The organism is Pokkaliibacter sp. CJK22405 (genome assembly GCF_046614695.1).
Taxonomy (GTDB): Bacteria; Pseudomonadota; Gammaproteobacteria; order Pseudomonadales; family Balneatricaceae; genus Pokkaliibacter.
This window is the reverse complement of sequence record NZ_JBKKHQ010000007.1, coordinates 247,721-271,938: the sequence shown is the minus strand read 5'-3', so window position 1 is coordinate 271,938 and position 24,218 is coordinate 247,721. Positions and strand designations below refer to the sequence as shown.

Annotated in this window: 24 protein-coding genes and 5 tRNA genes; 16 read left to right on the top strand and 13 right to left on the bottom strand. The window is 51.2% G+C overall.

Going from position 1 to position 24,218, the window contains the following annotated elements; genetic code table 11:
- Positions 1-297: 297 nt before the first annotated feature.
- From ACKC9G_RS04405 to ACKC9G_RS04375, 7 genes are all read left to right on the top strand, one after another.
- Entirely contained in the window at positions 298-510 is a 213-nt protein-coding gene (locus tag ACKC9G_RS04405; protein ID WP_411403714.1) for a hypothetical protein, read from the top strand.
- Positions 511-1,027: 517 nt separating this feature from the next.
- Positions 1,028-1,618 (top strand): BON domain-containing protein, encoded by a 591-nt coding sequence (locus tag ACKC9G_RS04400; protein ID WP_411403713.1) that lies wholly within the window; start codon positions 1,028-1,030, stop codon positions 1,616-1,618.
- A gap of 541 nt (positions 1,619-2,159) precedes the next feature.
- The gene (locus tag ACKC9G_RS04395; RefSeq protein ID WP_411403712.1) at positions 2,160-2,627 is read left to right on the top strand and encodes a PA2169 family four-helix-bundle protein; all 468 of its coding nucleotides are present in this window, start codon (positions 2,160-2,162) and stop codon (positions 2,625-2,627) included.
- A 129-nt stretch (positions 2,628-2,756) separates the two neighbouring features.
- On the top strand, positions 2,757-3,044 hold the full coding sequence (locus ACKC9G_RS04390; RefSeq protein ID WP_411403711.1) for a hypothetical protein: 288 nt from the start codon (positions 2,757-2,759) through the stop codon (positions 3,042-3,044).
- Between the two features lie 9 nt (positions 3,045-3,053).
- Complete coding sequence (locus ACKC9G_RS04385; protein ID WP_411403710.1) at positions 3,054-3,488, top strand: NfeD family protein; 435 nt, start codon at positions 3,054-3,056, stop codon at positions 3,486-3,488.
- A 48-nt stretch (positions 3,489-3,536) separates the two neighbouring features.
- Positions 3,537-3,953, top strand: coding sequence for a hypothetical protein (locus tag ACKC9G_RS04380; RefSeq protein WP_411403709.1), 417 nt, complete (start codon positions 3,537-3,539; stop codon positions 3,951-3,953).
- A gap of 69 nt (positions 3,954-4,022) precedes the next feature.
- Positions 4,023-5,159: a hypothetical protein gene (locus ACKC9G_RS04375; protein ID WP_411403708.1), complete on the top strand. Its 1,137-nt coding sequence runs from the start codon at positions 4,023-4,025 to the stop codon at positions 5,157-5,159.
- 98 nt (positions 5,160-5,257) lie between these two features.
- Here ACKC9G_RS04375 and ACKC9G_RS04370 read toward each other — a convergent pair whose 3' ends face one another.
- The 7 genes from ACKC9G_RS04370 to ACKC9G_RS04340 form a co-directional block, all read right to left on the bottom strand.
- Complete coding sequence (locus ACKC9G_RS04370; RefSeq protein ID WP_411403707.1) at positions 5,258-7,408, bottom strand: diguanylate cyclase domain-containing protein; 2,151 nt, start codon at positions 7,406-7,408, stop codon at positions 5,258-5,260.
- Between the two features lie 192 nt (positions 7,409-7,600).
- Positions 7,601-9,784: a diguanylate cyclase gene (locus ACKC9G_RS04365; RefSeq protein WP_411403706.1), complete on the bottom strand. Its 2,184-nt coding sequence runs from the start codon at positions 9,782-9,784 to the stop codon at positions 7,601-7,603.
- A 308-nt stretch (positions 9,785-10,092) separates the two neighbouring features.
- Positions 10,093-10,168, bottom strand: a tRNA-Lys gene (locus tag ACKC9G_RS04360).
- Positions 10,169-10,186: 18 nt separating this feature from the next.
- Positions 10,187-10,262: transfer RNA gene (locus ACKC9G_RS04355), tRNA-Lys, on the bottom strand.
- Between the two features lie 80 nt (positions 10,263-10,342).
- Positions 10,343-10,418: transfer RNA gene (locus ACKC9G_RS04350), tRNA-Lys, on the bottom strand.
- A gap of 1 nt (position 10,419) precedes the next feature.
- Positions 10,420-10,495: transfer RNA gene (locus tag ACKC9G_RS04345), tRNA-Asn, on the bottom strand.
- Between the two features lie 10 nt (positions 10,496-10,505).
- Positions 10,506-10,593, bottom strand: a tRNA-Ser gene (locus tag ACKC9G_RS04340).
- Between the two features lie 200 nt (positions 10,594-10,793).
- Between ACKC9G_RS04340 and ACKC9G_RS04335 the strand changes: the two genes are divergently transcribed.
- The 5 genes from ACKC9G_RS04335 (at position 10,794) to ACKC9G_RS04315 (ending at position 14,619) form a co-directional block, all read left to right on the top strand.
- A complete protein-coding gene (locus ACKC9G_RS04335; protein ID WP_411403705.1) occupies positions 10,794-11,105 on the top strand; it encodes a DUF2470 domain-containing protein in 312 nt (103 codons plus the stop codon).
- Between the two features lie 171 nt (positions 11,106-11,276).
- Positions 11,277-12,308, top strand: a complete 1,032-nt coding sequence (locus ACKC9G_RS04330) for a nucleoid-associated protein (protein ID WP_411403704.1) — start codon at positions 11,277-11,279, stop codon at positions 12,306-12,308.
- 36 nt (positions 12,309-12,344) lie between these two features.
- The gene (locus ACKC9G_RS04325) at positions 12,345-12,914 is read left to right on the top strand and encodes a SixA phosphatase family protein (protein WP_411403703.1); all 570 of its coding nucleotides are present in this window, start codon (positions 12,345-12,347) and stop codon (positions 12,912-12,914) included.
- Positions 12,911-13,660, top strand: coding sequence for a sulfite exporter TauE/SafE family protein (locus tag ACKC9G_RS04320; RefSeq protein WP_411403702.1), 750 nt, complete (start codon positions 12,911-12,913; stop codon positions 13,658-13,660). Before ACKC9G_RS04325 ends, ACKC9G_RS04320 begins: the two co-directional genes overlap by 4 nt.
- A complete protein-coding gene (locus tag ACKC9G_RS04315) occupies positions 13,654-14,619 on the top strand; it encodes an AEC family transporter (RefSeq protein WP_411403701.1) in 966 nt (321 codons plus the stop codon). The genes ACKC9G_RS04320 and ACKC9G_RS04315 overlap by 7 nt, the downstream gene beginning before the upstream one ends.
- Before the next feature lie 124 nt (positions 14,620-14,743).
- Here the strand turns inward: ACKC9G_RS04315 and ACKC9G_RS04310 are convergent, their stop codons facing one another.
- Positions 14,744-14,977 carry a hypothetical protein gene (locus ACKC9G_RS04310; protein WP_411403700.1) on the bottom strand — a complete coding sequence of 78 codons (234 nt, stop codon included), beginning with the start codon at positions 14,975-14,977 and terminating at the stop codon, positions 14,744-14,746.
- Between the two features lie 327 nt (positions 14,978-15,304).
- On the opposite strand from ACKC9G_RS04310, the gene rarD reads away from it, so the two are divergent.
- Both rarD and ACKC9G_RS04300 read left to right on the top strand, forming a co-directional pair.
- The gene (gene rarD / locus ACKC9G_RS04305; RefSeq protein ID WP_411403699.1) at positions 15,305-16,231 is read left to right on the top strand and encodes an EamA family transporter RarD; all 927 of its coding nucleotides are present in this window, start codon (positions 15,305-15,307) and stop codon (positions 16,229-16,231) included.
- A 379-nt stretch (positions 16,232-16,610) separates the two neighbouring features.
- The gene (locus tag ACKC9G_RS04300) at positions 16,611-16,880 is read left to right on the top strand and encodes a hypothetical protein (protein WP_411403698.1); all 270 of its coding nucleotides are present in this window, start codon (positions 16,611-16,613) and stop codon (positions 16,878-16,880) included.
- 115 nt (positions 16,881-16,995) lie between these two features.
- Here the strand turns inward: ACKC9G_RS04300 and ACKC9G_RS04295 are convergent, their stop codons facing one another.
- The 5 genes from ACKC9G_RS04295 to hemA all read right to left on the bottom strand — a co-directional run bounded on the left by ACKC9G_RS04295 (position 16,996) and on the right by hemA (position 21,562).
- Positions 16,996-17,439: a CoA-binding protein gene (locus ACKC9G_RS04295; RefSeq protein WP_411403697.1), complete on the bottom strand. Its 444-nt coding sequence runs from the start codon at positions 17,437-17,439 to the stop codon at positions 16,996-16,998.
- Between the two features lie 67 nt (positions 17,440-17,506).
- Positions 17,507-18,262, bottom strand: a complete 756-nt coding sequence (locus tag ACKC9G_RS04290; RefSeq protein WP_411403696.1) for a molybdopterin-synthase adenylyltransferase MoeB — start codon at positions 18,260-18,262, stop codon at positions 17,507-17,509.
- A gap of 64 nt (positions 18,263-18,326) precedes the next feature.
- Positions 18,327-19,184, bottom strand: coding sequence for a peptide chain release factor N(5)-glutamine methyltransferase (gene prmC, locus ACKC9G_RS04285; RefSeq protein WP_411403695.1), 858 nt, complete (start codon positions 19,182-19,184; stop codon positions 18,327-18,329).
- Positions 19,174-20,268 (bottom strand): peptide chain release factor 1, encoded by a 1,095-nt coding sequence (prfA, locus tag ACKC9G_RS04280; RefSeq protein WP_411403743.1) that lies wholly within the window; start codon positions 20,266-20,268, stop codon positions 19,174-19,176. Before prfA ends, prmC begins: the two co-directional genes overlap by 11 nt.
- A 13-nt stretch (positions 20,269-20,281) precedes the next feature.
- Positions 20,282-21,562, bottom strand: coding sequence for a glutamyl-tRNA reductase (hemA, locus tag ACKC9G_RS04275; RefSeq protein WP_411403694.1), 1,281 nt, complete (start codon positions 21,560-21,562; stop codon positions 20,282-20,284).
- 247 nt (positions 21,563-21,809) lie between these two features.
- Here hemA and ACKC9G_RS04270 point away from each other — a divergent pair, with 247 nt between their 5' ends.
- Entirely contained in the window at positions 21,810-23,489 is a 1,680-nt protein-coding gene (locus ACKC9G_RS04270) for a tetratricopeptide repeat protein (RefSeq protein WP_411403693.1), read from the top strand.
- Complete coding sequence (lolB, locus tag ACKC9G_RS04265) at positions 23,489-24,091, top strand: lipoprotein insertase outer membrane protein LolB (RefSeq protein ID WP_411403692.1); 603 nt, start codon at positions 23,489-23,491, stop codon at positions 24,089-24,091. The genes ACKC9G_RS04270 and lolB overlap by 1 nt, the downstream gene beginning before the upstream one ends.
- Positions 24,092-24,218: the final 127 nt, after the last annotated feature.

Below are 24,218 nucleotides of genomic sequence, written 5' to 3'. Positions count from 1 at the left end.
GGCTTCCCAGCGAATACAGCTGCGAAACTTCATAGGAGCACCGCATCCTCCGGAAGTAACTCATATTTCAAAGTATGTAATTTTTAACGGGTGCCTTACGTAAAAAATACCGACTCCATCATTACAACGCTTTTCCAAAAATTACCCGATCTGGAAAAACTTGCCAAAGGGATAGGAAATTTCTACAAGCAGCTGCTTGAAAAACTAACAAATGACCATTTAAAACCTTACAAATCAATAACTTAAAAAGTTGGCACACATCTAGCTTATATACAAACAACTAACCGATAATAAATTATGGATGATAAGACGATGATTGAGATTCTGTTAACCTTATTCGTAGGAACCCTGGTAGCCCTTGCAGCGACAATTGGCCTGTTCTCAACAATCTCCGTGAATGTAGTTGGCATTTGCTTAACATTCATTGTAGCGACATTTGCGATCTGCCTTTTCATGGAACGCTTCAGCTACTACAAACTGAACAAAATTAAAGAAGAGCTGGCAATCTAAGATCCTGCGCTCTGGCAAAATATACCTTGCCCAATAAAGCCCATAGGCGATAGCAAACTATCACCTATGGGTTTTCTACTTTATAAGCACCTAAAAAATAAAAGTAATTATTTTCAAACCCCGACAAAAAATTCAGAATCACACCTCAAAACTAAAATAGTTTTCAATAGACCTACCTTTCAGTAACACCTCTTTTTTTTATCTTCCAAGCTTACTTATCAAAAAGCCTCCCACTGCATCTTAGATTCTCTCACTCATTATTACCTAAGAATCATCCTTGAAATACTCAGGTAACACTTGATAGCAATTAAACTTTTGCCTTATTCAACACGAACAATACTGACAAAAACCACCCTGAAAAAACTTCAACGCTATTACAAAGCTACTTGGTAAATAAGTTAATGACGGAATAAAAATCATGATAGAAAAACAAAAAAACCTTTAAAAAACAATAACTTAAAAAGTTGGCACGGCGAATGCTTTATATTAATCGTGAATCTGATGAAGGAATAATCAAATGAATCACGTAGTAAAGATGACAGCACTGGCAACCGTATTAAGTGCAACTTCAGGAATCGCTTTTGCAGACTCAGCCAATAGCAATCAAAGCTGGACTGGCACCGCAAAAGACGCATGGCTCGACGGAAAAATCGAAACCATGTATTTGATGAATGAACATCTGAATCCATTCAAGATCGACACGGATGTAAAAAAAGGTGCCGTTACCTTAACCGGTACTGTTGATTCCGATATCGATAAAGAACTTGCAGGTTCTCTTGCTAAAGATATCGAAGGAGTTACCACCGTAACTAACAACCTGAAGGTTGATGGTAAAGCTGAGAAGCGTGATGACTCTGAAACCTCATTTATGCAGCAGGTTGATGCAGCGACTACCACAGCCAGCATCAAAACCCAGCTGTTTCTCCAAAAAGAGCTGACTTCGACCAATATCAGCGTTGAAACAGCGCCTGGTGGTGTAGTGACCCTGAGTGGAACAATCCCCAGTGATAAAGAAAAGGATTTAGCGGTTGCTACCACCAAGGATGTGGATGGAGTAACCAAGGTTGTGGATGACCTGGTGGTCTCCAAACCTGCAGAAAATTCCTGATTTAAGCTCACCTTGATCAGGAAACCTGTTCCAGCGCAGCCTGAAGGTTGCCGCTCCAGGGAAGAGAGAGTGACAAGGACGTTAAGTGCCAGGACGGCACACAAGGATCTAAGCGCAGTGAGCTGACATGATGTTGGCAGTGGCCAGGGAAGGATTAGGGCCATCAATCACAGGATGTGATAGCTGCGCAAATAGGGACGTTACGAGGAAGTCTGCCGCAAGGATGCGATACGGTCAGGATGACCGGAAGAACAGGAAGGTTCTTCATTCAGGATGAAAAATTTGCCAGGAAGGCAGGGACTTGAGGCATAGGAAGCGCCTCTCTTCTCGGAGCATAAGGAACCGGCAGCCACGGACTGGGCTGTTAACAGGACACGCTTCAGGAAGAAGCTACATTCGCCAAGGGACGGGTAAGAGGCAGTGAAGCCTGTTTATTCAATATCAGAATGGCCGGATGCCATTCTGCAGATGGCTTGCTGAAACCATAGCAAGCCCTTTGGTAAGGACGACACAGGGAAGTCGAAAAAGAAGGAGTCGTAAGATGCAATACAAATCCATTTCCCGAGAAGATGCACGCACTCTTGAGAAGTTTGTGGGTGTTTGCGAGGACGGCAAGAACTTCTACGAGCATGCCGCTGAAGAGACTGACAACCAGGATCTGCGCCGAATTTTTATCGAGCAAGCAACTACTCGCATCTCTGCGATCAATGCGCTCAAGCCTGAATATGAAGTTCGTACAGAAGAGCAAGTCGATGAATCAGGCACCATCGTCGGCTCCCTTCATAAGTGGTACACGGATGCTAAGCGCGCCATTAAAGGCAAAGAAGATGAGAACTTTGTTCTGGTGGAGCAGCTGGAAGAACTTGAAGATCGAACTCTCAGCGAATTGCGAGTGGCGATCGAGGATATCGAGAATCCGACACTTGAGAAGCGTCTTACCGAGCAATTGACCGTCATGCATCAGACACATGATCGCATGAAGGCATTGAAAGAGACGTTGCGCCACTAAGGGGCAACACTCTGAAATCAGCAGCAGCCATTATTCACGACTTATAAGCGAATTCAGAACCATAGTTATTCTGAACCATCGTTACTCTGCTGAACTTACTTTTACTACTTTCATACCGAGGGAATAGTTATGAGCACTGCAACTAACAAGGACACTTCTACCACCGCCAATGCCGCTGCCAAGGCTCACGAGGCGATTGACCGCGCTGCGGTTCATGCAGAACGTGCAGAAGAAGGTATTCGCACTAAAGCAGGTGAAATGGATGAGCAGATGCGTGCTCAGTACGCGAAAGCACGCGCCAAGGGTGAAGAAGTCTGCGACGGCGTTAGCACCTATGTTCGCAAGCATCCTGTCGCTTCATTGGGTATGGCATTCGGTGCCGGTGTTGTCCTGTCCGCTCTGCTTCGCAAGCACTAAGGATAGCTTATGACTCCTCCACAGGAGCCAACAGAACTGCGGGGAGAGAATCCCCGCGGTGATGCTCCCCCCTCACTGTCAGACGTCATGAGCCAGTGGAAACTGACGTGGAAAACCCTGGTAGCGCAGTGGGAAAGCTTTACTGATGTCGCCACCCTTGAGGCACGACTTGCTGCATTAAGCCTGGTTGAAATGCTGGTTCTCGGCATCATCAGCGCCGTGCTGCTGATTGCAAGCTGGATCGGCATCCTTGCCGTGATTGGCATTGGGCTAAACGCGCTTGGCCTGCCTTGGGCCTTAGCATTGATTCTTTTAATTGCGGGTAATCTCGGGGCTGTCGCTTATCTGGTAATGCGGCTGCGTCGTAGAAGCGAAAACCTGGCGTTCAAAGGTACCCGAAGCCTTATCGGACAATTCGCCCAAAGTCCTAACAATCCTGATTAAACACAAGCATTTAAGGATTGTTAGCCACAACAACTGGGGAATAAGCAGATGCGCTACAACGACAGCATTCAGCAAGAAATTGATCTGGCACTGAAAACTGCCCGAATTCGCCGTGAACTGGTTTCCCGCCACTGGCAGGAAAGTAAAGACAAGTCAGGTGATTTCCTTGCTCAACCCAAAGTGCTTGCCACCAGCTTTGGTACTGGCCTTGTACTTGGCCTGCTCCGCCCCGGCAGCAAAAAAGTGGTTGTTGCCGCCCCAACAGAAACCGAACAACCCCTGGTTGCTGAAGAACAGAAGTCATCAGTGATCGGTGATCTTGGCAAACATGTCTGGCGATTTGCTGGCCCTATGGTGACGTCTTATGCGCTTTCGAAGCTGGGACAGATTATGCAGGGACAACAGCCTGAATTTTTCTCTGAAGGTGACATGGCTATCGACGATAGCGCACCGGCAGATTTCTAACACTACTACTGTGACCTGCTAAGGCAGATCAATTGAAGTACTGCATAGCCTTAGCAGGAGGAGCCTCTCATGGGCACAATTCATCCACCACTGTCCCGCCACGCCACCCAGGCCTTCAGCCTTGAAGGAACTCCTCGCTATCTAAAGCCTGCGTTTAACCGGCAACTGGGATATTACCTGGGGTGGAGCCCAAGCAATTCTGCCGATGAAACCCCGTCTCATCATGCGATTGCACTACAGCAGGAATTAGAGGCTCGTCTTATTTTGCTGAGCGTTTGGCGAAACTTTCATGCCTCGAACCGACTGCATCAATCCACCAGCCAGCGCTCCGGTCTGTTAGAGATGGATCTCAAGGTCATCATCACAGGTGATCATCAACAGGAATGGCAGCGCGCTGCACGAAGCCTTGGACTGGATGTATTGCCACTGGCGATCGAGACGCTAAACGAAGAGATTGCGGGTTTAGCTACCGACGAGCATGTCATTGGGGTCATTGCTGTTGATAGCCCCGAGTGCCTTACCGGCCCGCTGAAAGCTTATCTGGCACAGCATCCTGATACCCTGCCATTGCATCTGGATATTCAGTCCAAAACACTGGGACCACTGCATAGCATCACCCAAGATAAAGCAATCAGCTCTATCAGCTTGCGTGGTATTCAGCGACAGAGTAGTGGGATGCACAGCTCCTGGTTAGCATGGAAAGACAACGAACGAGCGCCCTTTTTCCATGCACTCTCAACCTCCGCGGAGTTACGTGAAGGGCAGTTAATCCCCCAGTATTATGGGCTATGCCAGCGCTTGCAGGCGGCTGAAAAGACGGCGAAAGCTACTACTGAGCTGTCCAGAGATACCTTGGTCAATATCGAAGGGCAGACGCCACATCGCTGGTTCCGTGATTATCTCAACGACCTGCCACTCGTCAGCGTCCTCACCAGCGACAACCCCCAAGAACAGGTGTGCTTTGCTCTGGATGAATACGGCCCGGTGAACCTTCGTTACGTGCGCCAGAAAATGCGTAGTCGCGGCTGGAGTCATCACGCCCTGCCCTGCAGCCAGCTCACAAGAGTACAGAACATCAGTTTGAAGCATATGGGCGCCCAGAGCGCACAGCGACTGTTTCTTGAGGACTTACGCGATATCATTCTTTATGCCGTTCGCACTCAGGATCCTCGTGCCAGCGAGGAAGACAAGGCTATTAGTGCTTGAGGCCACCCAAAAGTAAGAGCCACCTGAAAACAAAAAAGCGGAAGAGTGTAAACTCTTCCGCTTTTTTATGGCGCCTAAAAGAGTGCGCTGTGAAGCAGCTACTTAGTGGGTACGTCACTGCCCCTTCGTTCCACCGGAATGTTTGCGGGCATGTCTGAATGCATCGATTCAACTGAAATAGAGGCAACGGCAACACGGTTCCGGCCTTCCTGCTTGGCACGATATAGCGCCTGATCCGCACGTTTGACCAGCTCGACCACCGTTTCACCCGGCTGGCTAACAGCCACACCAATACTTGTCGTCTGTACTCCAGAGACTCCAGGCGGCAACTGCGCAACCTCACGACGAATGATATCCGCCAGCCGGCTCGCCATGCCCAAGGAATGGCTCGGGCAAATCACCATAAACTCCTCGCCACCCCAACGCCCCAGCGTCTGGCCATGGCCAACCACGGCGGAGACGGCCTGCCCAACGCGCTGCAACACCTCATCACCCACCTGATGGCCATAGTGGTCGTTAACCTGCTTGAAGTGATCCAGATCCAGCAGCAGCACCCCACAGGTATTGCCCGGCTCAGACCAGCGCTTCTGCTCTTCAGCGAGAATCTCATCCAGCTTCTTGCGGTTAAACAGGTCCGTCAGCGCATCCGTTACCGCCATGCGTTCCAGCTGACGGTTAAAGCGGCGTAACTGTTTATTGCGATAACCCAAAAAGCCCAAAATAACGAGAATGCCTACAGCACTTCGCCATACCCAGGTAAAGTCAAAGGGCTGCACATACTTCACTGAAACCCACTGGCGATAGATCTGTTGCGGCACTTCATCCCCCAGCGCCAGCAATCCTTTTTGCAAGACAGCCTGCAACTGCTGTTTCTGCTGACTAACTCCCATACTCATCAGTAGAGGCTCATCAAAGCGCCCGGAAATCTTGATATCCGACCAGCCATATTGCTGCATGCCATAAGCAATAGCAGGCACAGTATCTGCGAGACCATCGAGTTTACCCTGCCGCATCAGCTGCACCCCCTCATCCAGACTGGCAACCTCTTCGAAGTGCACATCAGGATAACGTCGTGGCAAACTTTCAAGCCCCAGCCATCCGGGGACATAGCCTATCGTTTGTCCTTTAAGCTGGCTGGTATCACCTAGGAAGAGATCATCATGCAGCGATGCCAGCACGATCGGCACCTGCAAATAGGGGCTGGTGTAGCGCATAAAGCTGTTGCGCTCACTATTCACAGTCACCATGGGCAGAAGGTCACAGAAAGAGGTTTTCAGTGCCTGCTCGGAGCCCATACTGTCGCCCAGCTCAATCCACTGAAAGTTAACCTGCAGCTGCTTTTCCAGCTGACGCATCAGATCCGCCACGATCCCTTGATAACCGCCGCCAGTGGCTTTACCGATGTAAGGCATCGCGGCTTCCTGATAGCAGACACGCACCGACGGTAAATTAGTGATGAACTGTTTATCCTCATCAGTCATTTCTGCTGGCAAGGACTGGTGCTGCGCATTGAGGTTCCAGCGCGCATAAAGCAGCTTCATTTCCTGCGGCGTCACCTGATTCATGGCTTTCTGCAGAATGCCGCGCAGCATCGTCTGATCTTTCCGCACACCAATCGACATCACGCTACTCAGGCGTTTGTCATTCGCCTGCCCCGCCAGCTTGAGGTTGGTGAGGAAGTGGGTGTCAATCAGATAATTCATAACCCCCGGAATGCCGATGGTGGCATCCGCACGGCCAAACGCCACCGACTCAAGATTTTGCAAAGTCGAACCTTCGACCAGCAAACGAATACCGGGATAGTTCTTCTTCAGCATCTCTTCCATAAAGAAGCCACGCGTAACAGCGACTACCTTACCGTTGAGGTCATCCAGAGAATGTATGGAGCGATTGTCACGGGTAACGAAAATACCCGCAGGAGAAATAAGGTAAGGCTCCGTGAAGGTCATGAACTCACGTCGAGCCGGGGTATTGACAATGTTAAGCATCACATCAAGAGAGCCGCTACGGATCCACTCGAAGAAGTGCTCCCAGTCATCATCCGTCACATACTGAACACCGACATTGAGCTTGGTCGCGATCAGGTTCATGTAATCAATAGACATGCCTGTAGCTTTGCCATTCTCATTGAAGTTGAATGGCGGCCAATTGCGCTCGTTATGGACCCTGAGCACCGTATGCTTGCTGAGCCACTGTTTTTCCTGGTCGGTCAGCCCCAGCTCGCCGGAGTCAGCAAGCGCAGTGCTCATACCCAAAAAGAACAGGCATGTCAGCAACAGGAATCGTAGATACAAGGGCAGTTTTCTCACATCACCAGACAATACGGTCAAACATGACCGAAATTTACACTCTTACCCTAACAAAGCACGCCGACAACGTTCCGCCAGATACGCGCCCTAAGACGGCGTCATCTAAGGCGCTAAGCGCAGTAACGTCAAGGCTTACATTAAGGTATAGGCGGAATTGTGAGGATGGCGAGGACTCGCCTGCTTTTCTGCTGTCATTACGCAGTTTCTTCCCTGCCGCTTGGCCTCGTATAACGCTTCATCCACGCGAGGCAGAAACGACTGCACTCCCTCAGCACGCCGATATTCCCCGACGCCTAAACTTGCTGTTTGTGGGCCAGGGGCTCCTTGCGGCGCGAGCATGATTTCCCTGCGGATGATCTCTGCGGCAGATGCAGCGGCAAGTAACGGCGTATCGGGGCAAATCACCATAAACTCTTCACCACCCCAACGGCCAAAGGTGAAACGGTGGCTGACAGCTCGACGAACAGCATCACAGACAACCAGCAAAACCGCATCACCTTCCTGATGCCCGTAGGCATCATTCACTTTCTTGAAGTGATCAAGGTCCAGCAGAATGACGCTAAAAGTGCCCCCATCCCGCTCCACTCGTTCGGACTCGGACTTCAACACCTCATCGAGCTTCTTACGATTGTGAATACCCGTCAGAGCATCCGTTACCGCAATTGCTTCCAGCCGCCGGTTAAACTGGCTGAGCTGTCGGTTGCGATACCAGAGGAAAACCAGCACCACACCCAGCGCTAAAAGACCACGCCAGACCCAAGTGTAGTCCACTGACTGTACATACTTGATCGAAACCCACTGATCATAAAGGGATTTAGGCGCATCCGGCCCCAAAGCGTTCAGACTTTTCTGGATAATGCCCTGCATGAGTTGGTCATCGGAGCGGAACGCCATGGAGAGAATCAACGGCTCATCAAAACGTCCGGCGATTCGCATGTCATACCAGCCATTTTGCTGCATGCCATAGGCCAGCGCTGCCACGGTATCCATAATGCCATCCACCTGCCCTTCTCTCAGCATTGCCACACCTTCTTTGAGGGAAGGCAGCGCCTCAAGTTTCAGATCCGGATAGCGTTTGTGAATACGCTCCTCAGAAAAGATCCCCGGCACATAACCAATGGTTTTACCTGCTAACTGGTGAGTATCGCCGAGAAAGATCTCATCGGTTCGCGTTGCCAGCACTACTGGCACATTAAGGTAAGGCTTGGTATCTCGAAGCCTGGCATCCACTGCCGTTTGCGGCAGCACCATCGGCATCACATCACACACATGCGCCTCAAGAGCACTGACCGAGGTATTAAAGTTGCCCGTGGGAATGGCCTCAAAGGCAATATTCAGCCTTTTTCCCAAAAGCTTGACCAGTTCAGAGGAAATCCCCTCATACACGCCAGCCTCATCTATACCTTCGTAAGGCATGGCACGAGAGTTGACGCACACACGCACCGTATTTAACTGGGAAAGATAGGTCGTTTCAGCCTCATTCAGCGCGACCACCTGTTCCTGGCGTGTCGCATCCAGATTCCAGCGCGCATACAGCTGCTGTAGCTCCTGAGCGGAGACTGAGCGAACGGCTTTTTGCAGAATGTCGAGCAGCGTCGTCTGATCTTTCGCGACGCCAAGGCTCATGTCACTGGTAAAACGCCGGTCAGAGGCCTGGCCCGCCAGCTTGATATTAGTGAGAAAGTGCGTGTCGATCAGGTACTTCATGACACCCGGTTCACCAATGGTGGCATCCGCCCGACCAAAAGCAACCGACTCCAGATTCTGCAACGCATCCTCTTCCAGCAGCAGATTAATTCTGGGATAGCTCTTCTTGAGGATCTCCTCAAAGAAGAAGCCCCGCGGAATGGCAACGGTTTTACCGTTAAGATCATCCAGCGAGTGGATATTGGTGTTATCCCGGGTAACGAAAATACCGGTGGGCGAGGTGATGTAGGGATCGCTAAACGCCATAAATTCACGGCGCCCGGGGGTATTGACGATGTTCAGCATGACATCCAGCGAACCATTGCGGATCATCTGCAGGAAATCATCCCATTCGGGGCCGGTAATATAGCGAATCGGCATGTTGAGCTTGGCAGCGAGCAGATTCATATAGTCAATCGAAAAGCCTGTTGGCGTGCCGCCTTCGTTAAAGTTGAAGGGCGGCCAGTTCATCTCATTATGAACGCGAATTACGCCATGCTTCTTGAGCCAGACTTTCTCTGCTTCGGTTAAAGCGGGCGTTGAGGCGTCAGCACTTGCGGCATGCGCCGTAGCAACAGTGCCAAGCACTATCACCCAGAGCATTCCGACGAGTGCGCAATAACGCATCATGGCTCGCTTCATGACTTCCATTGACCTGCAACCAATCCCGACTTGTTTATCGGCAATTACCCAAGAAACTGTACATGCTTACTGACAGTCAGCAGAAACATATCACCATAGGATAAGGCTTCGCACCGGATTTGGTGAGTTAATGGCAGGATTTTGCTAACCGTATAAAGGTTTTTTTGATTCAACTCGCAGATAAACGAGAGGAAGCACAGCGATAACATGATGAGCAACAGGATAAACGGATTGAAGCTCAGATATCAGCGACAGAAAAACTATCGTTAAGCAAGGGAAGGAAAAGGATAAGAAAGTGGTGGGTCGTGCAGGATTCGAACCTGCGACCAATTGGTTAAAAGCCAACTGCTCTACCAGCTGAGCTAACGACCCACTTAAGAGGGTTCAGGTTGGTGGGTCGTGCAGGATTCGAACCTGCGACCAATTGGTTAAAAGCCAACTGCTCTACCAGCTGAGCTAACGACCCAGAAACGTACGTTTCACCTGATTGTCACGTTGATACCGGATACTCCGGCTAACGCAGTGCACTTTCGTGCTAAAGATAATTGGTGGGTCGTGCAGGATTCGAACCTGCGACCAATTGGTTAAAAGCCAACTGCTCTACCAGCTGAGCTAACGACCCGTGGCTCCCCGAGCTGGACTCGAACCAGCGACCAACGGATTAACAGTCCGCTGCTCTACCGACTGAGCTATCAGGGAACAATCGAAGTGGCGGAGGAAGAGAGATTCGAACTCTCGGTAGGTTTCCCTACGGCGGTTTTCAAGACCGCTGCCTTAAACCACTCGGCCATCCCTCCGTTTCGACGGCGCAAATAATAACGATTTGAGATTATGAGTCAATACTAAACATCTGTTTTAGCAAATTATTTTCGGGCTCTGCCTTCTTCGCATTCCAGTGAATGACTCAACACTCTGCTATGCAACACCCTTGGCATCGCATCAAAAGGCATGACAACGTACAATATTTGGCTCGACTACTTTGTGCAAAGGAGCTGCTATGACTGACCAACCCATGGAGCGCAATCAGGGAAACCGCGTGATTGATCATATGAATGAAGATCATGCCGACACACTGCTGGAATATGTGCACGCATTCAGTGATCTGGAAGCGCCACAAAGCGCGACACTGATTGCCATCTATCAGGAGCGCATTCTGCTTGATGTCAAAGTCGCTGGCGAGTCACAAGAGCTGCTGATTGATTTGCCCGAGCCTGCCCTTGACCTCTCTTCTGCTCGTCACGCGCTGGTCCACCTCGCACATCTGGCGCGCAAGAAGCTCGCCGAGAAGCAAGGCAGCTCCGCAGAGTAAGCTTCTTGCTGAAACCATCGTATACGGGATAGTACAGAGGGCATGCTCTGCCCTCTTGTTTTAAAACGTTAAGCGAAACCCGAATATAGCCATCCCGTCATTGGGCTAAGCACCGACTGGCGATATCATATTTTCCAACGTTACTTTTTACTCTAACGATCAGGTGTCATTGTGGCCGTACGTCATCTAACGATTCATGCCTTTCAGAAGACCGAAGACGGTGAAACCCAACTGCTGCCGCGTCAGGATAGCCTGCATCCGACGCCCGCTATTGAGCATCTGATCAGCGAGCTTAACCGCCAGCTGCTTAGCAAAGCAGGCCGCCATTATGGTCGGTTTCAGAAAGACAGCGAGCTTTATCCGTTCTCACGCCTGCTTCGGGAACACAAACAAGGCACGATGCCTTTCATGAAGCTAAGCTTCGAGTTTCTCAATCTGTTTAAGCGCGAGCTGGATAACAGTGATCTCTCTCTGAGCGGCTATCTGCTCTTTGCCTACTATGAAACCCCAACCTCAGAACATCTGCTGATTGCCTTACTACAAAACGCGGATGCCATGGCCGTTAACGATGAACTGGAGCTGACCCAGTCACGCTACCTTGACCTATCCAAGGTACAGCTGGCCGCCAATGTTGACTTAGCCGCATGGGAAGAAAATAGCGAGCGTTATGTTTGCTTCACGCAAGGCAAGTCCCAACGACGTCTGGCAGACCACTTCGCCCATGCCGTTGGCTGCCTGCCCTCTATTGACCGTGAAGAACAAACTGAAAAGCTACTGGAGCAAGTTGCCCATTTCAGTCAGCAGCTTCCTGCCGATCAGCAGCTGGCCTGTCGCTCTGCGGTATATGACTATTGTGTAGAGCAAGAAAAACTGGCTGAGCCCGTGCGCCTGGAAGAACTGGCGAAGGTGATTACGCCAGAGGCGCCCGATCGCTTTAGTGACTACGCAAAAGCTCAACCGAGCCCTCTACCCGAAGAAATCATTCCGCAAAAACAGGCCCTGCGTCAGTTAGTCCGGTTCAATGGCAGAAGCAGCGAAGTGCAAATCAGTTTTGCAGCAGGCTGCCTTGGCAAAAATATCGAATACCGCGAGGATACCGACACCCTGATTATTCAGGGGCTTCCTGAATCACTCAAACATCAGCTTCGCCGCTATGCGCTTGAAAATGAAGATCACACGACCCCGCCCTGGGAGCACGAGTAATCATCACACGTCAGACTTTGTTCGGGAGAGACTCGGATGAAATGGCTCACGCTAATGCGACACGCCAAGTCCAGCTGGGACGACCCCACGCTGTCTGATCATGAGCGTCCACTCAATGAACGTGGACGCCATGCCGCTGAACTGATGCAGCAGCGACTTCTTCACTATGGCCTGCAACCACAGGGTATCACCCTAAGCGATGCTCGGCGTTGCCGACAAACACTGGCCCTGATGCCAGAAATTCTAAGCTCAGGCTTCGTGCTGGAGAATCCGGCACTGTACGAGTCATCCGCCTATCGATTACTGGAAAGCCTGCGCGGAAGCGACAATAGCGTCAATCATCTCCTTATGATCGGTCACAACCCTGGCATTCAGGAGCTTATACAGCTTTTATGCGGTCACTCACTGGAGCGCTTTCCAACAGCGGCGATCGCCACACTCCAACTGCAAATTAACGATTGGCAAGAACTGGATGATAACTGCGGCACCTTATGCCTGCTTGATCGACCCAAAGCCAAGTCTCCATCACGGTTTGCCCCACTCGAGATAAGCACTGTCGCCAGTAGCTCATCACTCTCTTCCGGCTTCTCGGGTCCGAGACATTGATCACAGACCCTTTCTTTTATCTTTGCGCCATACCCGCCGTTATCCTGTTTGGCATTGCCAAAGGCGGCTTTGGCGGTACACTATCCCTGCTCGCCGTTCCCTTGCTCAGCTTGGCGGTCCCACCTCCGCAAGCGGCGGCGATCATGCTCCCCATCCTGTGCACAATGGATCTTGTCGCCGTGAAAAAATACTGGGGACAATGGGATATCAACCATCTGCGCCGACTGCTACCTGCTTCCGTCATCGGTATTACCATGGGGGCGCTCACTTTCAGCCATTTGCCTGAAGCGGGCATCAGAATTCTGATAGGCGCCACCGCGCTACTTTTTGTGTTGCAGCGGCTGACACAGCGCTGGAGAAGCTCATCAAAATCAACGCCTTCCTGGTCTGCAACACTCTGGGGCAGCATCGCGGGCTTCACCAGCTTTGGTATTCATGCCGGCGGGCCTCCGTTGAGCATTTATCTGCTCCAGCAAAAACTCTCCCCCAAAATTTACATGGGCACCTCCAGCGCTTTCTTTATCGCAACCAATTATCTGAAGCTGATCCCTTACTCGCTGCTCGGCCAGTTCAGCACTGCCAACCTTGAAACGTCGCTGGCATTACTTCCCATTGCGCCACTTGGCGTATTACTCGGCTATTGGCTACTGGAACGCATCCAGCCAGCACTTTTTTACCGAATCATCATGATTTTCCTCTTTTTTACCGGGCTTAAGCTCATCACAGAAGGACTACAGCAATGGTAACGCCAGAGAGCTCTCTCTACTGGAGCACCCTGATATTCACCGGGGAAATGGTAGCGCCCATTTTCTTTCTGGTATTTCTGGGTATCGTTCTCATTCGCTACCGCATTATTGATGAAGCCTTCATTAACACCGCTTCACGACTGGTATTTATGGTATGCCTGCCACTACTGGTTTTTTTCAGTATCAGCCAGACCAATATTCGAGAAGTCTTTGACTTGGCAACACTGGCATTTGCCGGCATCTCCGTCTTTCTGACCTATGTTGGCGCCACTGTTTGGGCGCGTTGGAAAGGATATGAAAAAGCGGATGAAGGCGCTTTTGTACAAGGCTCATTCCGTAGCAACTACGGCATCATCGGCCTTGCCATAAGCTTCAACCTGTTTGGCCAGCCAGGACTCGGCCAGGCTTCTATTGTACTGGCACTGGTGATCCCTCTCTTCAATGTGTTATCAATCATCGCCCTTTCCGTTAGCCAGCCGGGCTCACGCTCCTGGGGGAAGACGATGATCCAGATCCTGAAAAACCCGCTGATCATCGCAACGGTTGTGGCTCTTCCCGTTTCAGCAATGGGCATTCATATGCCGGAAGTCATTAGCAAAACAGGCCATACTCTGAGCAGCATGACGCTTCCATTAGCACTCCTGACCATCGGCGCTTCACTTAACCTCAAGGACCTTCGCGCCTCATCAGGCATTACTTTTCACGCCTCAGTATTCAAACTGATCTGGATGCCGCTGGTGTTCACCCCTCTTGCCTGGCTTCTCGGATTCACAGGCATGCAAACAGCCATCTTGTTTGTCATGCTGGGCAGCCCAACAGCAGCAGCCAGCTTTGTAATGGCAAAAAATATGGGAGCTAATGCGAAGCTTGCTGCCAGCATTATTCTGGTGACGACACTGGGCTCAATTATCACCATGAGCACCGGTATTTATTTACTTCGACTGTGGGGAATTATCTGAAGGCCTACTGAGCGTCCATTTCAGGCAAATGCCTGATGGACTTCAGAGACTTCATTTACACGAGAGGATGTAGAGAGGAAGTAAAGACACTAGCAGAGAACCCTGCCAGCCCAGAACTGGCGCTTTAGGCGGCCAGTTCTGCAAGTGATTTATCCAGCGCTTCCACTGCTTTAATTTCCAGAGCGTTCAAACGAAGAAAGTCATTACACTTACTAATACGGTAGCGGCTTTCCAGACGGTCAATCACACCCAGATAATCGCGCTCCTGTTCACCCAGACGGGATTCCAGATGCAGGGCTTTCACCCGATGACTTAGCTCCATTGCATGACGCAGAGGAGTCTTTTCACTATTCAGCATTAATGCCTCCATTATTGTTTTTAACCTTCCTGTCATTTTTTGACCAACAGGATGACTTCGAATATAGCACACAATGTGCTCACAGTGTCACGAACAGAGATGACATTGTTTTACAGTTTTACAACACCGCGCTTTAAAAACTCAACGCTGCAAGACTGATCACCACACGCATTCAATACATTAGAAAAGCTAAATTGTTTACTACATTCATCCCGTTAAGCTATCGCATAATCATTAAACAAATATGACAGCCTCGCCTGCCAGTCCGGCACTTTGACCTTGCCTGCACGCAGACTCGCCGTCTCTACTTCCTGGCAAGGAAAGCTAATGAATAACGATATCCGTCATGGCCATATGTTCGCGCTGGCCGCTTTTGGCGTCTGGGGAACCTTTCCGGTTTTCTTCAAGTTTCTGCAGGGCATTCCTGCCTGGGAGATCCTGGCCCATCGTATATCCTGGTCTATGCTGACCCTGATCATTTTTCTGGCACTCACCGGCAAACTCTGGCGAACTCTGAGACTTACGGCAGATCTTAAGCAGAGCAAGTGGCTTTTTGTCTCAGCCTCTCTGATTGCGGTGAACTGGGTAACCTTCATCTGGGCGGTGAATGATGGTCGCATTCTGGAAACCAGCCTGGGCTATTTCTTTACACCTATTATTAACATCCTGATTGGCCTCGCTCTTTTCCGAGAAAAGCTTCGCAGAGGCCAATGGATGGCGGTGACGCTGGCCTGCATTGGCGTCGGATATCAAGTTATTGAACTGGGGCACCTGCCTTGGGTATCACTCTCTTTAGCACTGAGCTTCGGGCTGTATGGCGCCATTAGAAAACGCACGACCGTGAACTCGATTGACGGCCTGGCGATAGAAACACTGCTGCTCTGTCCCATTTCATTAGGCTATCTCGCCTGGCTCTGGAGCCAGAACACCTTGAGCCTGTCGCTTGAGACGCCAGCCAAGGACGCCCTTCTGGCCATCACCGGCCTCGTTACCATTCTGCCACTGATCTGGTTTGCCAGCGCCGCCAAGCGATTACCCATGACCACCATCGCCTTCTGGCAGTACATGACACCCACAATTACCATGCAGCTGGCAATCTGGGTCTATAACGAACCATTTGATGAAAAACGCCTCATTCCCTTCCTACTCATCTGGTCCGCGCTGGTAATTTTTAGCATTGACTCCTTGAGAAGCGCCCGCAAAATCAGGCGGATGGCTATGGTCGCGCCACTGAAGGAGCAGCCTGCCAAATAGGCAGGCTCAAACCCGATACTCATCACCATTAAGAGCAGCTTCAGGGAGAAGAGTTATTTTCTGGTCACGCCCCCTTGCCCAAGACAAGCTGCAAGCTTTATTGCAGGAAGATAATCTTGCCCAACTGATCAAGCAGCAAAAGCGACTCATGAGAGCAGAGTCTGAGAAGCCCGGCACAACCTTAGAGACAGCCTTTTCATGCGCGGCGCTAGAGTGCGCCAATTGGCTTCTGGAAAGACTTGCCGTAGAAAGCTCACAACTAACCACGCTCACCGAAGAAGCACTGACACACGCGTCCGCAGCGGCCGAACTGATTGGACTACTGATGAAGCATCAACCTGAGGCAAAAGAGTCTCGCCCTTTCTCCTTAGACTTACCAATGGCGAGTATCCGACACAGCGCTCCCACTTTGCTGATCAGCATTCTTTCCAGACTGGATCAGTACAGCATCCGTTTTGACAACCCGGCATTAGTCGATGAGTGTATACAGCGTGGCTACCAGAGCAGCATCCGAATGCTCTGCGAGAAAGGCTTATTCACATCACTGCAAGAGGGTCAGCTGGAAGGAAAGGAGCAGCGCCAGTGCTGGCAATTGGCAAAACGCTGCGAAGAAGATATTCGCATCAGAAAGCTTATGCTTGGCCGCTAAACAGCATCAACAAGCACAGAATAAGTAACGCGCGAAGCAAGGAAACAGGCACACCCATGGCATGCCTGTTGTATTCAGAGCCCAGTCAAACTCAGAGCAAAGTCCCGTATTGGCTTCAGAAAGCGCCAAGCCCCAGGCGTTCATATTCTATCTTGGGACAGCGATCCATTACGACGCGAAGACCAGCCTCTTCAGCAACTTTCGCCGCGGCAGTATGCACAACGCCTTGCTGCATCCAGATGATACGGGCATTCGCCTCGATAGCCTGCTCAACGATTTCCGGTACAGCATCAGAGCGGCGGAAGATATCAACCATATCCACAACCTCCTCGACATCTGCAAGAGAGGCATAGACAGTCTCCCCCAGAATTTCGCCGCCTGCTTCATTAGGATTCACAGGAATGACCCTATAGCCCTTGTGCAGCAAGTACTTCATCACTGTGTGGCTAGGTCTTTCAGGCTTAGCGCTGGCTCCCACCAGAGCAATTACATTCACTTCTTCAAGAATATCGCGCAGAAATTCGTCATCGTATTTCATGCTGTTAAGCGCGCCCGGCATGGGGGTTATCTCCTGTAATTACACGCTTGGTTCAATAAGACACATGTAACGCCGAGTGATGAATCGACTACATGTCTTGCTCATTTGACTGGCAAACGGGACAGGCCGGATCTTTGGGAAGCTTGAAGTTACGCCACTGCATGGATAAAGCATCCAGCACCAGCAGGCGCCCCGAAAGCGGTGTTCCTGCACCCACAAGAAGCTTCACAGCCTCAAGTGCCTGTGTACACCCTACCATACCCACTAAGGGAGCGGCTACGCCACTTTCAGAACAAGTCAACCCTTCTTCTTCACCTTCTTTATACAAACAGTGATAACAAGGAGACTCATCTGTAGCCGGGAAAACGCTAACCTGCCCTTCCCAGCGAATCGCAGCACCTGAAACCAAAGGGGTTTTCACTGCAAAGCACACCCGATTCAATAAAAAACGGGTGGAGAAGTTGTCTGAGCAGTCCAGCACCAAATCTGCACGCGCGGCCTCAGCGAGCAACTCAGCTTCATCAAGGCGCCGGTCAATACCAACGCACTGACACTCGCTGTTCAGCTCTTTGATTGCGGCAATGGCTGAGGCGACCTTCGTCATTCCAACAGAAGCCTCTTTATGCAGTATCTGCCTCTGCAAATTACTCAACTCGACCACATCATCATCGACCAGCACTAGCGTACCCACACCCGATACCGCCAATGATTGCGCTGCCGAGCAGCCCAGACCACCCACACCAATTACAAGCACTCGCGCTTCGCTAAGCGCTTGCTGGCCATCGATATCAATTTCAGGCAGCAACAGGTGTCGGCTATAACGCAGGAGCTGATTATCATTCATGAAAGAGGAACCCTTATTGTTTAAGGGAGAATGGAGTACTTACAGATTGAGCGATGCCAAAGATTCAGCCTCTCCAGCATCCACCAGTCACACGATCATTCCCACCCAGGTCTTGCCAGGTTTTAATCTCACCGAAGGCAGCTGCGCCCAACATGTCACGGACCGCCTCTGCTTGCTTCCAACCATGCTCAAACAGCAGCCAGCCAGAAGGTGCCAGACACTTTACCGCCTGCTGGATAATGGTGCGGATATCGGCCAGACCAGACTCAGCAGCAACCAAGGCAGAATGCGGCTCAAAGCGCACATCTCCCTGATCAAGGTGAGCATCAGCAGCGTCAATATAGGGTGGATTACTCACTATGAGATCTACAGAATCCGTAATCCCTTCCAGCCAACTCCCTTGAGAAAAAGCAACAGGCAAATGAAGACGCTGCGCATTTCGCCGCGCCAATTCAACCGCTTGAGGGATTCGATCAACACCAGTAACCAGCCACTGAGGGCGCTCATCCGCCAGCGCCAGAGCAATGGCACCGGTTCCTGTACCAAGATCAATCACCTTGGCAGAGACAGGAACAGGAAGCGACAGCGCAACTTCCACCAAGCGCTCGGTATCGGCACGAGGGATCAGCGTGTCAGGAGAAACCTGCAACCGAAGTGACCAGAAATCACGGAATCCGGTGATATAGGCAACCGGCTCCCCCTGCTGTCGACGAGCAAGCCAGGCATCCCACTGCTGCCACTGCTCAGGAGTCAGGCTGGCATCATCAAACGCCATTAGATAGGCCGGTGACTTATTCAGCAGATCCGACAACAGGTAGCGAAGATCCACTTCAATTTCGGCATGAGGATCGATTTCGGAGAGCGACGCGAGCTGCTGACGGCCCAGCGCCAGCGCCGCACGGATACTGTGATCAGACACCATCCTGCTCAGCCAGTTGCGCCAGCATCTCGGTTTGGTACTCCTGAAGCAGCGGCTCGACGACACAGTTCAGATCACCGCCCATCACCTCATCCAACCGGTAAAGCGTCAGATTAATGCGATGATCGGTAACACGTCCCTGCGGATAGTTATAGGTACGAATCCGCTCCGAGCGGTCACCACTACCCACCAGTAAACGACGCTTATCCGCTTGTTCGTTGGCTTGTTTATCGACAGCACTCTGCTTGAGTCGTGATGCGAGCAACGACATCGCCTTGGAGCGGTTCTTATGCTGAGAGCGCTCTTCCTGACACTCAACCACCACTCCCGTCGGAATATGAGTAATACGAATTGCAGACTCGGTCTTGTTAACGTGCTGACCACCAGCGCCAGAGGCGCGGTACGTATCCACACGCAAATCCGCAGGATTGATATCAATATCTTCCACTTCGCTGACTTCGGGCAGAATAGCCACGGTGCAGGCTGAGGTATGAATACGCCCCTGAGATTCAGTCGCAGGAACGCGCTGAACACGGTGCGCACCCGACTCAAATTTGAGGCGACTATACACATCCGTGCCGGAAATCCGTGAGATCACCTCTTTATAACCACCGTGCTCACCCTCACTGGCACTCACGACGGCAACAGACCATCCGCAGGTCTCGGCAAAACGACTGTACATGCGGAAAAGATCACCCGCGAAAATTGCCGCTTCATCACCACCGGTACCTGCACGAACCTCCAGAAACACATTACTGGTGTCGTTAGGATCTTTAGGAATAAGCAGTCGCTGCAGCTGTCCTTCCAGCTCCTCAATGGTTACAGCGGCTGTTTCCAGCTCTTCTTCTGCCAGTTCACGCATCTCAGGATCGGCATCCTTCAACATCGCTTTGGCTTCTTCGGCATCATCCTGCGCCTGCCGGAATGCGCCAAACGCCTGAACAGTCTCTTCAAGCTCTGCATATTCACGGGAGAAAGCACGGAAGCGCTGCTGGTCAGCGATAACACTTGCATCACTCAGGAGCATACCAAGCTCCTCATGACGTTCGACCAGAGCTTCAAGCTTGGCCAGCAAAGAAGGTTTCAACATAAGAAGGGAATCAATCTTCAGAGGGCGCCTTGTCCAGGCCATATAGCCGTCGGGCCTGAACCAGCATATCGGTTCGACCTTCGGCACTCGCTTTTTTCAGTTCAATACTGGGCGTATGAATCAGCTTATTGGTTAAGCCGCGCGCCAGTTGAGTCAGCACCTCTTCGGGAGACTGACCACGTTCAAGATAGCGCAGCGCTTTCTGCACTTCCTGATCACGAATTTGCTCTGCGTTAAAACGCATTTCACGCAAGGTTTGCACAGCATCACGGGCACGCAATTGTTCCATGAAGTGCTCAAGACCTTGAGCAATCAATAATTCTGCTTCCTCGGCAGCATCCTGACGCGCCTTGACCCCTTCCTCGATCACCTGCTGGAGATCATCGACAGTGTAGAGATACACATCCTCAAGACGCTCTACTTCAGGTTCAATATCCCGAGGAACGGCGATATCCACCATAAACATGGGCTTATAACGACGCTTCTTGAGCGCTCGCTCCACCACCCCCTTACCAATCAAGGGTAACGGACTTGCGGTCGAGGCAATAACGATATCGGCTTCGTGCAGATATTCTGCCAGGTCAGCCAGTGGAATAGCGCGCCCCTCCAGTTCTTCTGCCAGAGTCTGCGCCCGGCTCAGGGTCCGGTTCACAACCGTGACATCTTTGATGCCTGCTTCGCGCAAATGACGCCCTACCAGCGCTATGGTCTCACCGGCACCAATCAACAATGCCCGGCTTTCCGAGAGCTCAGCAAAAATACGCTGCGCCAGAGAAACAGCAGCATAGGCAACAGACACTGGATTCTCACCAATAGCAGTCTGTGTTCGAACCTGCTTGGCGACATTAAAAGTATGCTGAAACCAGCGGTTCATTCGTGAACCCAGACTGCCATTATGCTGAGCAGAACTGAAAGCTGTCTTTAGCTGGCCGAGAATCTGAGGCTCACCGAGAATCAGGGAATCCAGGCCACAGGCGACTCGCGCCATATGACGGATAGCTTCACGGTCCCAATGAACATAAGCACTCTTACTCAGTTCATTAATATCCACACCGTGGAAGTTTGCCAGCCACTCCAGTACGGCCCGCCCCTCATGAAGAGGCGCAACACCATAAAGTTCAGTCCGGTTACAAGTGGAAAGTATGGCGACTTCGCTCAGCGCACCTCGCATGCGGGCATCCTGCAAGGCCTGCCCCAGCTGCTCAGGCGCAAACGCTAAACGCTCGCGAACCTCAACGGGGGCAGTCTTGTGATTGATACCCAGCGCTAGCAAGGCCATTGACTGTTGCATAGGTGTTGCTGTGCTCCACAGTAGATGCAGTGAGATCTCAACCCTTGGCTAAAAGCCGGTTGGCTCTTCTTATGTAGACACATAAAGAAACACAAGGGCGGTAACTGCCGGGTGAATTCCCTTGTGACAGCCAAAACGATGACGCAATATAAGGGAATCACGCCCTGACCGATGGCCTGCTCGTGAGCTAAGCATTCCAGCCGGGGATGCTTATTGTAACCAACCCGCCTTGATCACAACAGACTCCATGCCAAGATATCTCCTGTATGTCTGCATTTTAGGCGCACTCGCTGGTTGCGCGACCCAACCCGCACCTTCAAAACTGAAGGTAGCTGAGGTCAAACCTCTGGGTGACTCTCCTGTCTACTCTTTGCTGGTGGCCGAGTTCGCCATGCAGCGGGACGAACCCAAGATCGCCTATGAGCATTACGCATCCCTCGCGCAAAAATACCGTCTACCTGAGCTGGCAGAACAGGCCAGTTATCTCGCCCAGTATCTGGGAGACGCAGAAGCCATCAACGCTTCAGCCACATTATGGCACCAACTTGAACCTGACTCTCGCGTTGCAAGCAACCTCTTACTGGACGGACTTTTTCAGGAAGAAAAGTACGACCAGGCCTTCGCCATTCTCAACCAGTACGACTGGCAAAAGAACGATGCGATCTATTCCATCCTGCTTAGCAGGGTGGAACAGATGCCCAGCGAAAGCCTGGACACCTTTGAAAAGGCGCTTAAACAGCAACTGCGCCAGCACCCGAACAATCCGTTCTATCACTTGAGCAGCGCTTTGGTGGCACGCCATCAGCAACGAATGGACGCCGCTCATGACCAGATTGACCAGGCCCTCGCCATTGCTCCGGGATTATCTCAGGGTATTCTTGTGAAAGCTGACATCCTTTTTCATCAAAAGGATTTTGCAGGTGCTACACGCTTTTTGAAGAAAGAGAACGCTGCCCGCCCGGACCCACAACTGCAGGATCTACTGGCTCGCGCCTACCTTGCGGGCAACGAACCGCAAAAAGCGCTTCCCGTTCTGCAGAAACTGATCAAGAAACAACCTGAGAATCTTGAAGCCCGTTTTAGCCTCGGCCGTACACAGATTCAACTAGCACGCTACGAGCAAGCAAAACACACGTTTGAAGAGCTCTGGGACATGGCACCCAACCGCTCACCATTGGCTTTTTATCTGGGCTATCTGGCTGAACTGCAGAAGCAGCCCCAACAAGCCCTCGATTATTACCAGCAAGTCAGCCAAGGGGATGAGTTTCTCACCTCAAGAAGTCGCATGATTGTTCTGATGCATCAGCTGGACATGGACGAGCAGATCGGCCCGATGCTTGAGGACTCTCGTCAGGAAAGCCCTGATCACGCCATCAGCCTGTATCTGCTTGAAGGTGAGTGGTACAGCAAAAATCAGGACTACGCTTCAGCGAGGACACTCTACACCGCGGCTCTTGATGAAAGCCCAAGTGACCCGGATTTGCTTTATGCCCGCGCAATGCTCGGCGAAAAAGATGGCAATCTGGACGCCATGATCGAAGATCTGGAAACACTGGCAGCATTGCAGCCTGACAACGCGCAAATTCTTAACGCACTGGGTTATACACTGACAGATCAGACTGATCGCCATGAGGAAGCACTCTCTCTCCTGACTCGTGCTCATGAGCTTAAGCCCAATGACGCAGCCATTCAGGACAGTTTGGGCTGGGCCTATTATCACACCGAAGCCTTTGACGACTCCCTCAGCATTTTGCGTCAAGCGTATGCCTCTTTCCCTGACCCTGAAGTGGCCTACCATCTGGGCGTTGTCCTTTGGCATTTCAAACAGCACAAGGAAGCGACCCGAATCTGGAGGAAGGCTCTGAAGAAAAAGCCTGATTACCAGCCCATTCTTGATGAAATGCAACGACACGGAATTCGTCACTGATGCAACGCCTCAACCTGAGCTTTCGTTTTCTTGGAATCAGCCTGCTGCTGGCACTCCTCAGCGCCTGTAGTAACACTGCGCTCAAACAACAAAAAGAGCCTGAACTTGCCTGGCGTGCAGCGCTTGGCAATATCAATCATTGGCAAATCAATGCCAAAGCGGGCTTACAGCATGATCAGACCTACAACACCCTGACCCTGGATTGGGTCCAGAAGCTGGATAGTTACAATGTTCAGATGACTGGCCCTATGGGTCAGGGGCATCTGGCCATGCAGGGCGATAGTCGCAGCATGATCCTGCTCACACCGGAAGGACGTTATGTATCCAATGACCCTGAAGCTCTGCTACAGGACAGAACAGGACTGAGCATTCCGGTTAATCAGCTGACTTACTGGATCAAAGGCGAGCCAGCCCCGGGCAAGATTACCGGCAGCCTCTATGACCAGCAGGGCCGCATAGCGGCACTTGAGCAAGATGGCTGGAGAATCGAGTACACCGACTTCACCCAACAAGACACTCTTTGGCTCCCGCGAAAGCTCGAGGCCAGAAAAGATAAGGTGCGGCTCAAGCTGGTGATTAAGCAGTGGCAGATACTGCCGTAATAAATCGACACTGTTTAATTGACAATCAGCCGGGGTTCATGGAAAATTTCCGCGCCTTTTTTTGAGGGGAAAACCCACCAAACGTCCGAAGAGGACAGGCGTCGCCAGTATGATCAAAACTGCCAGC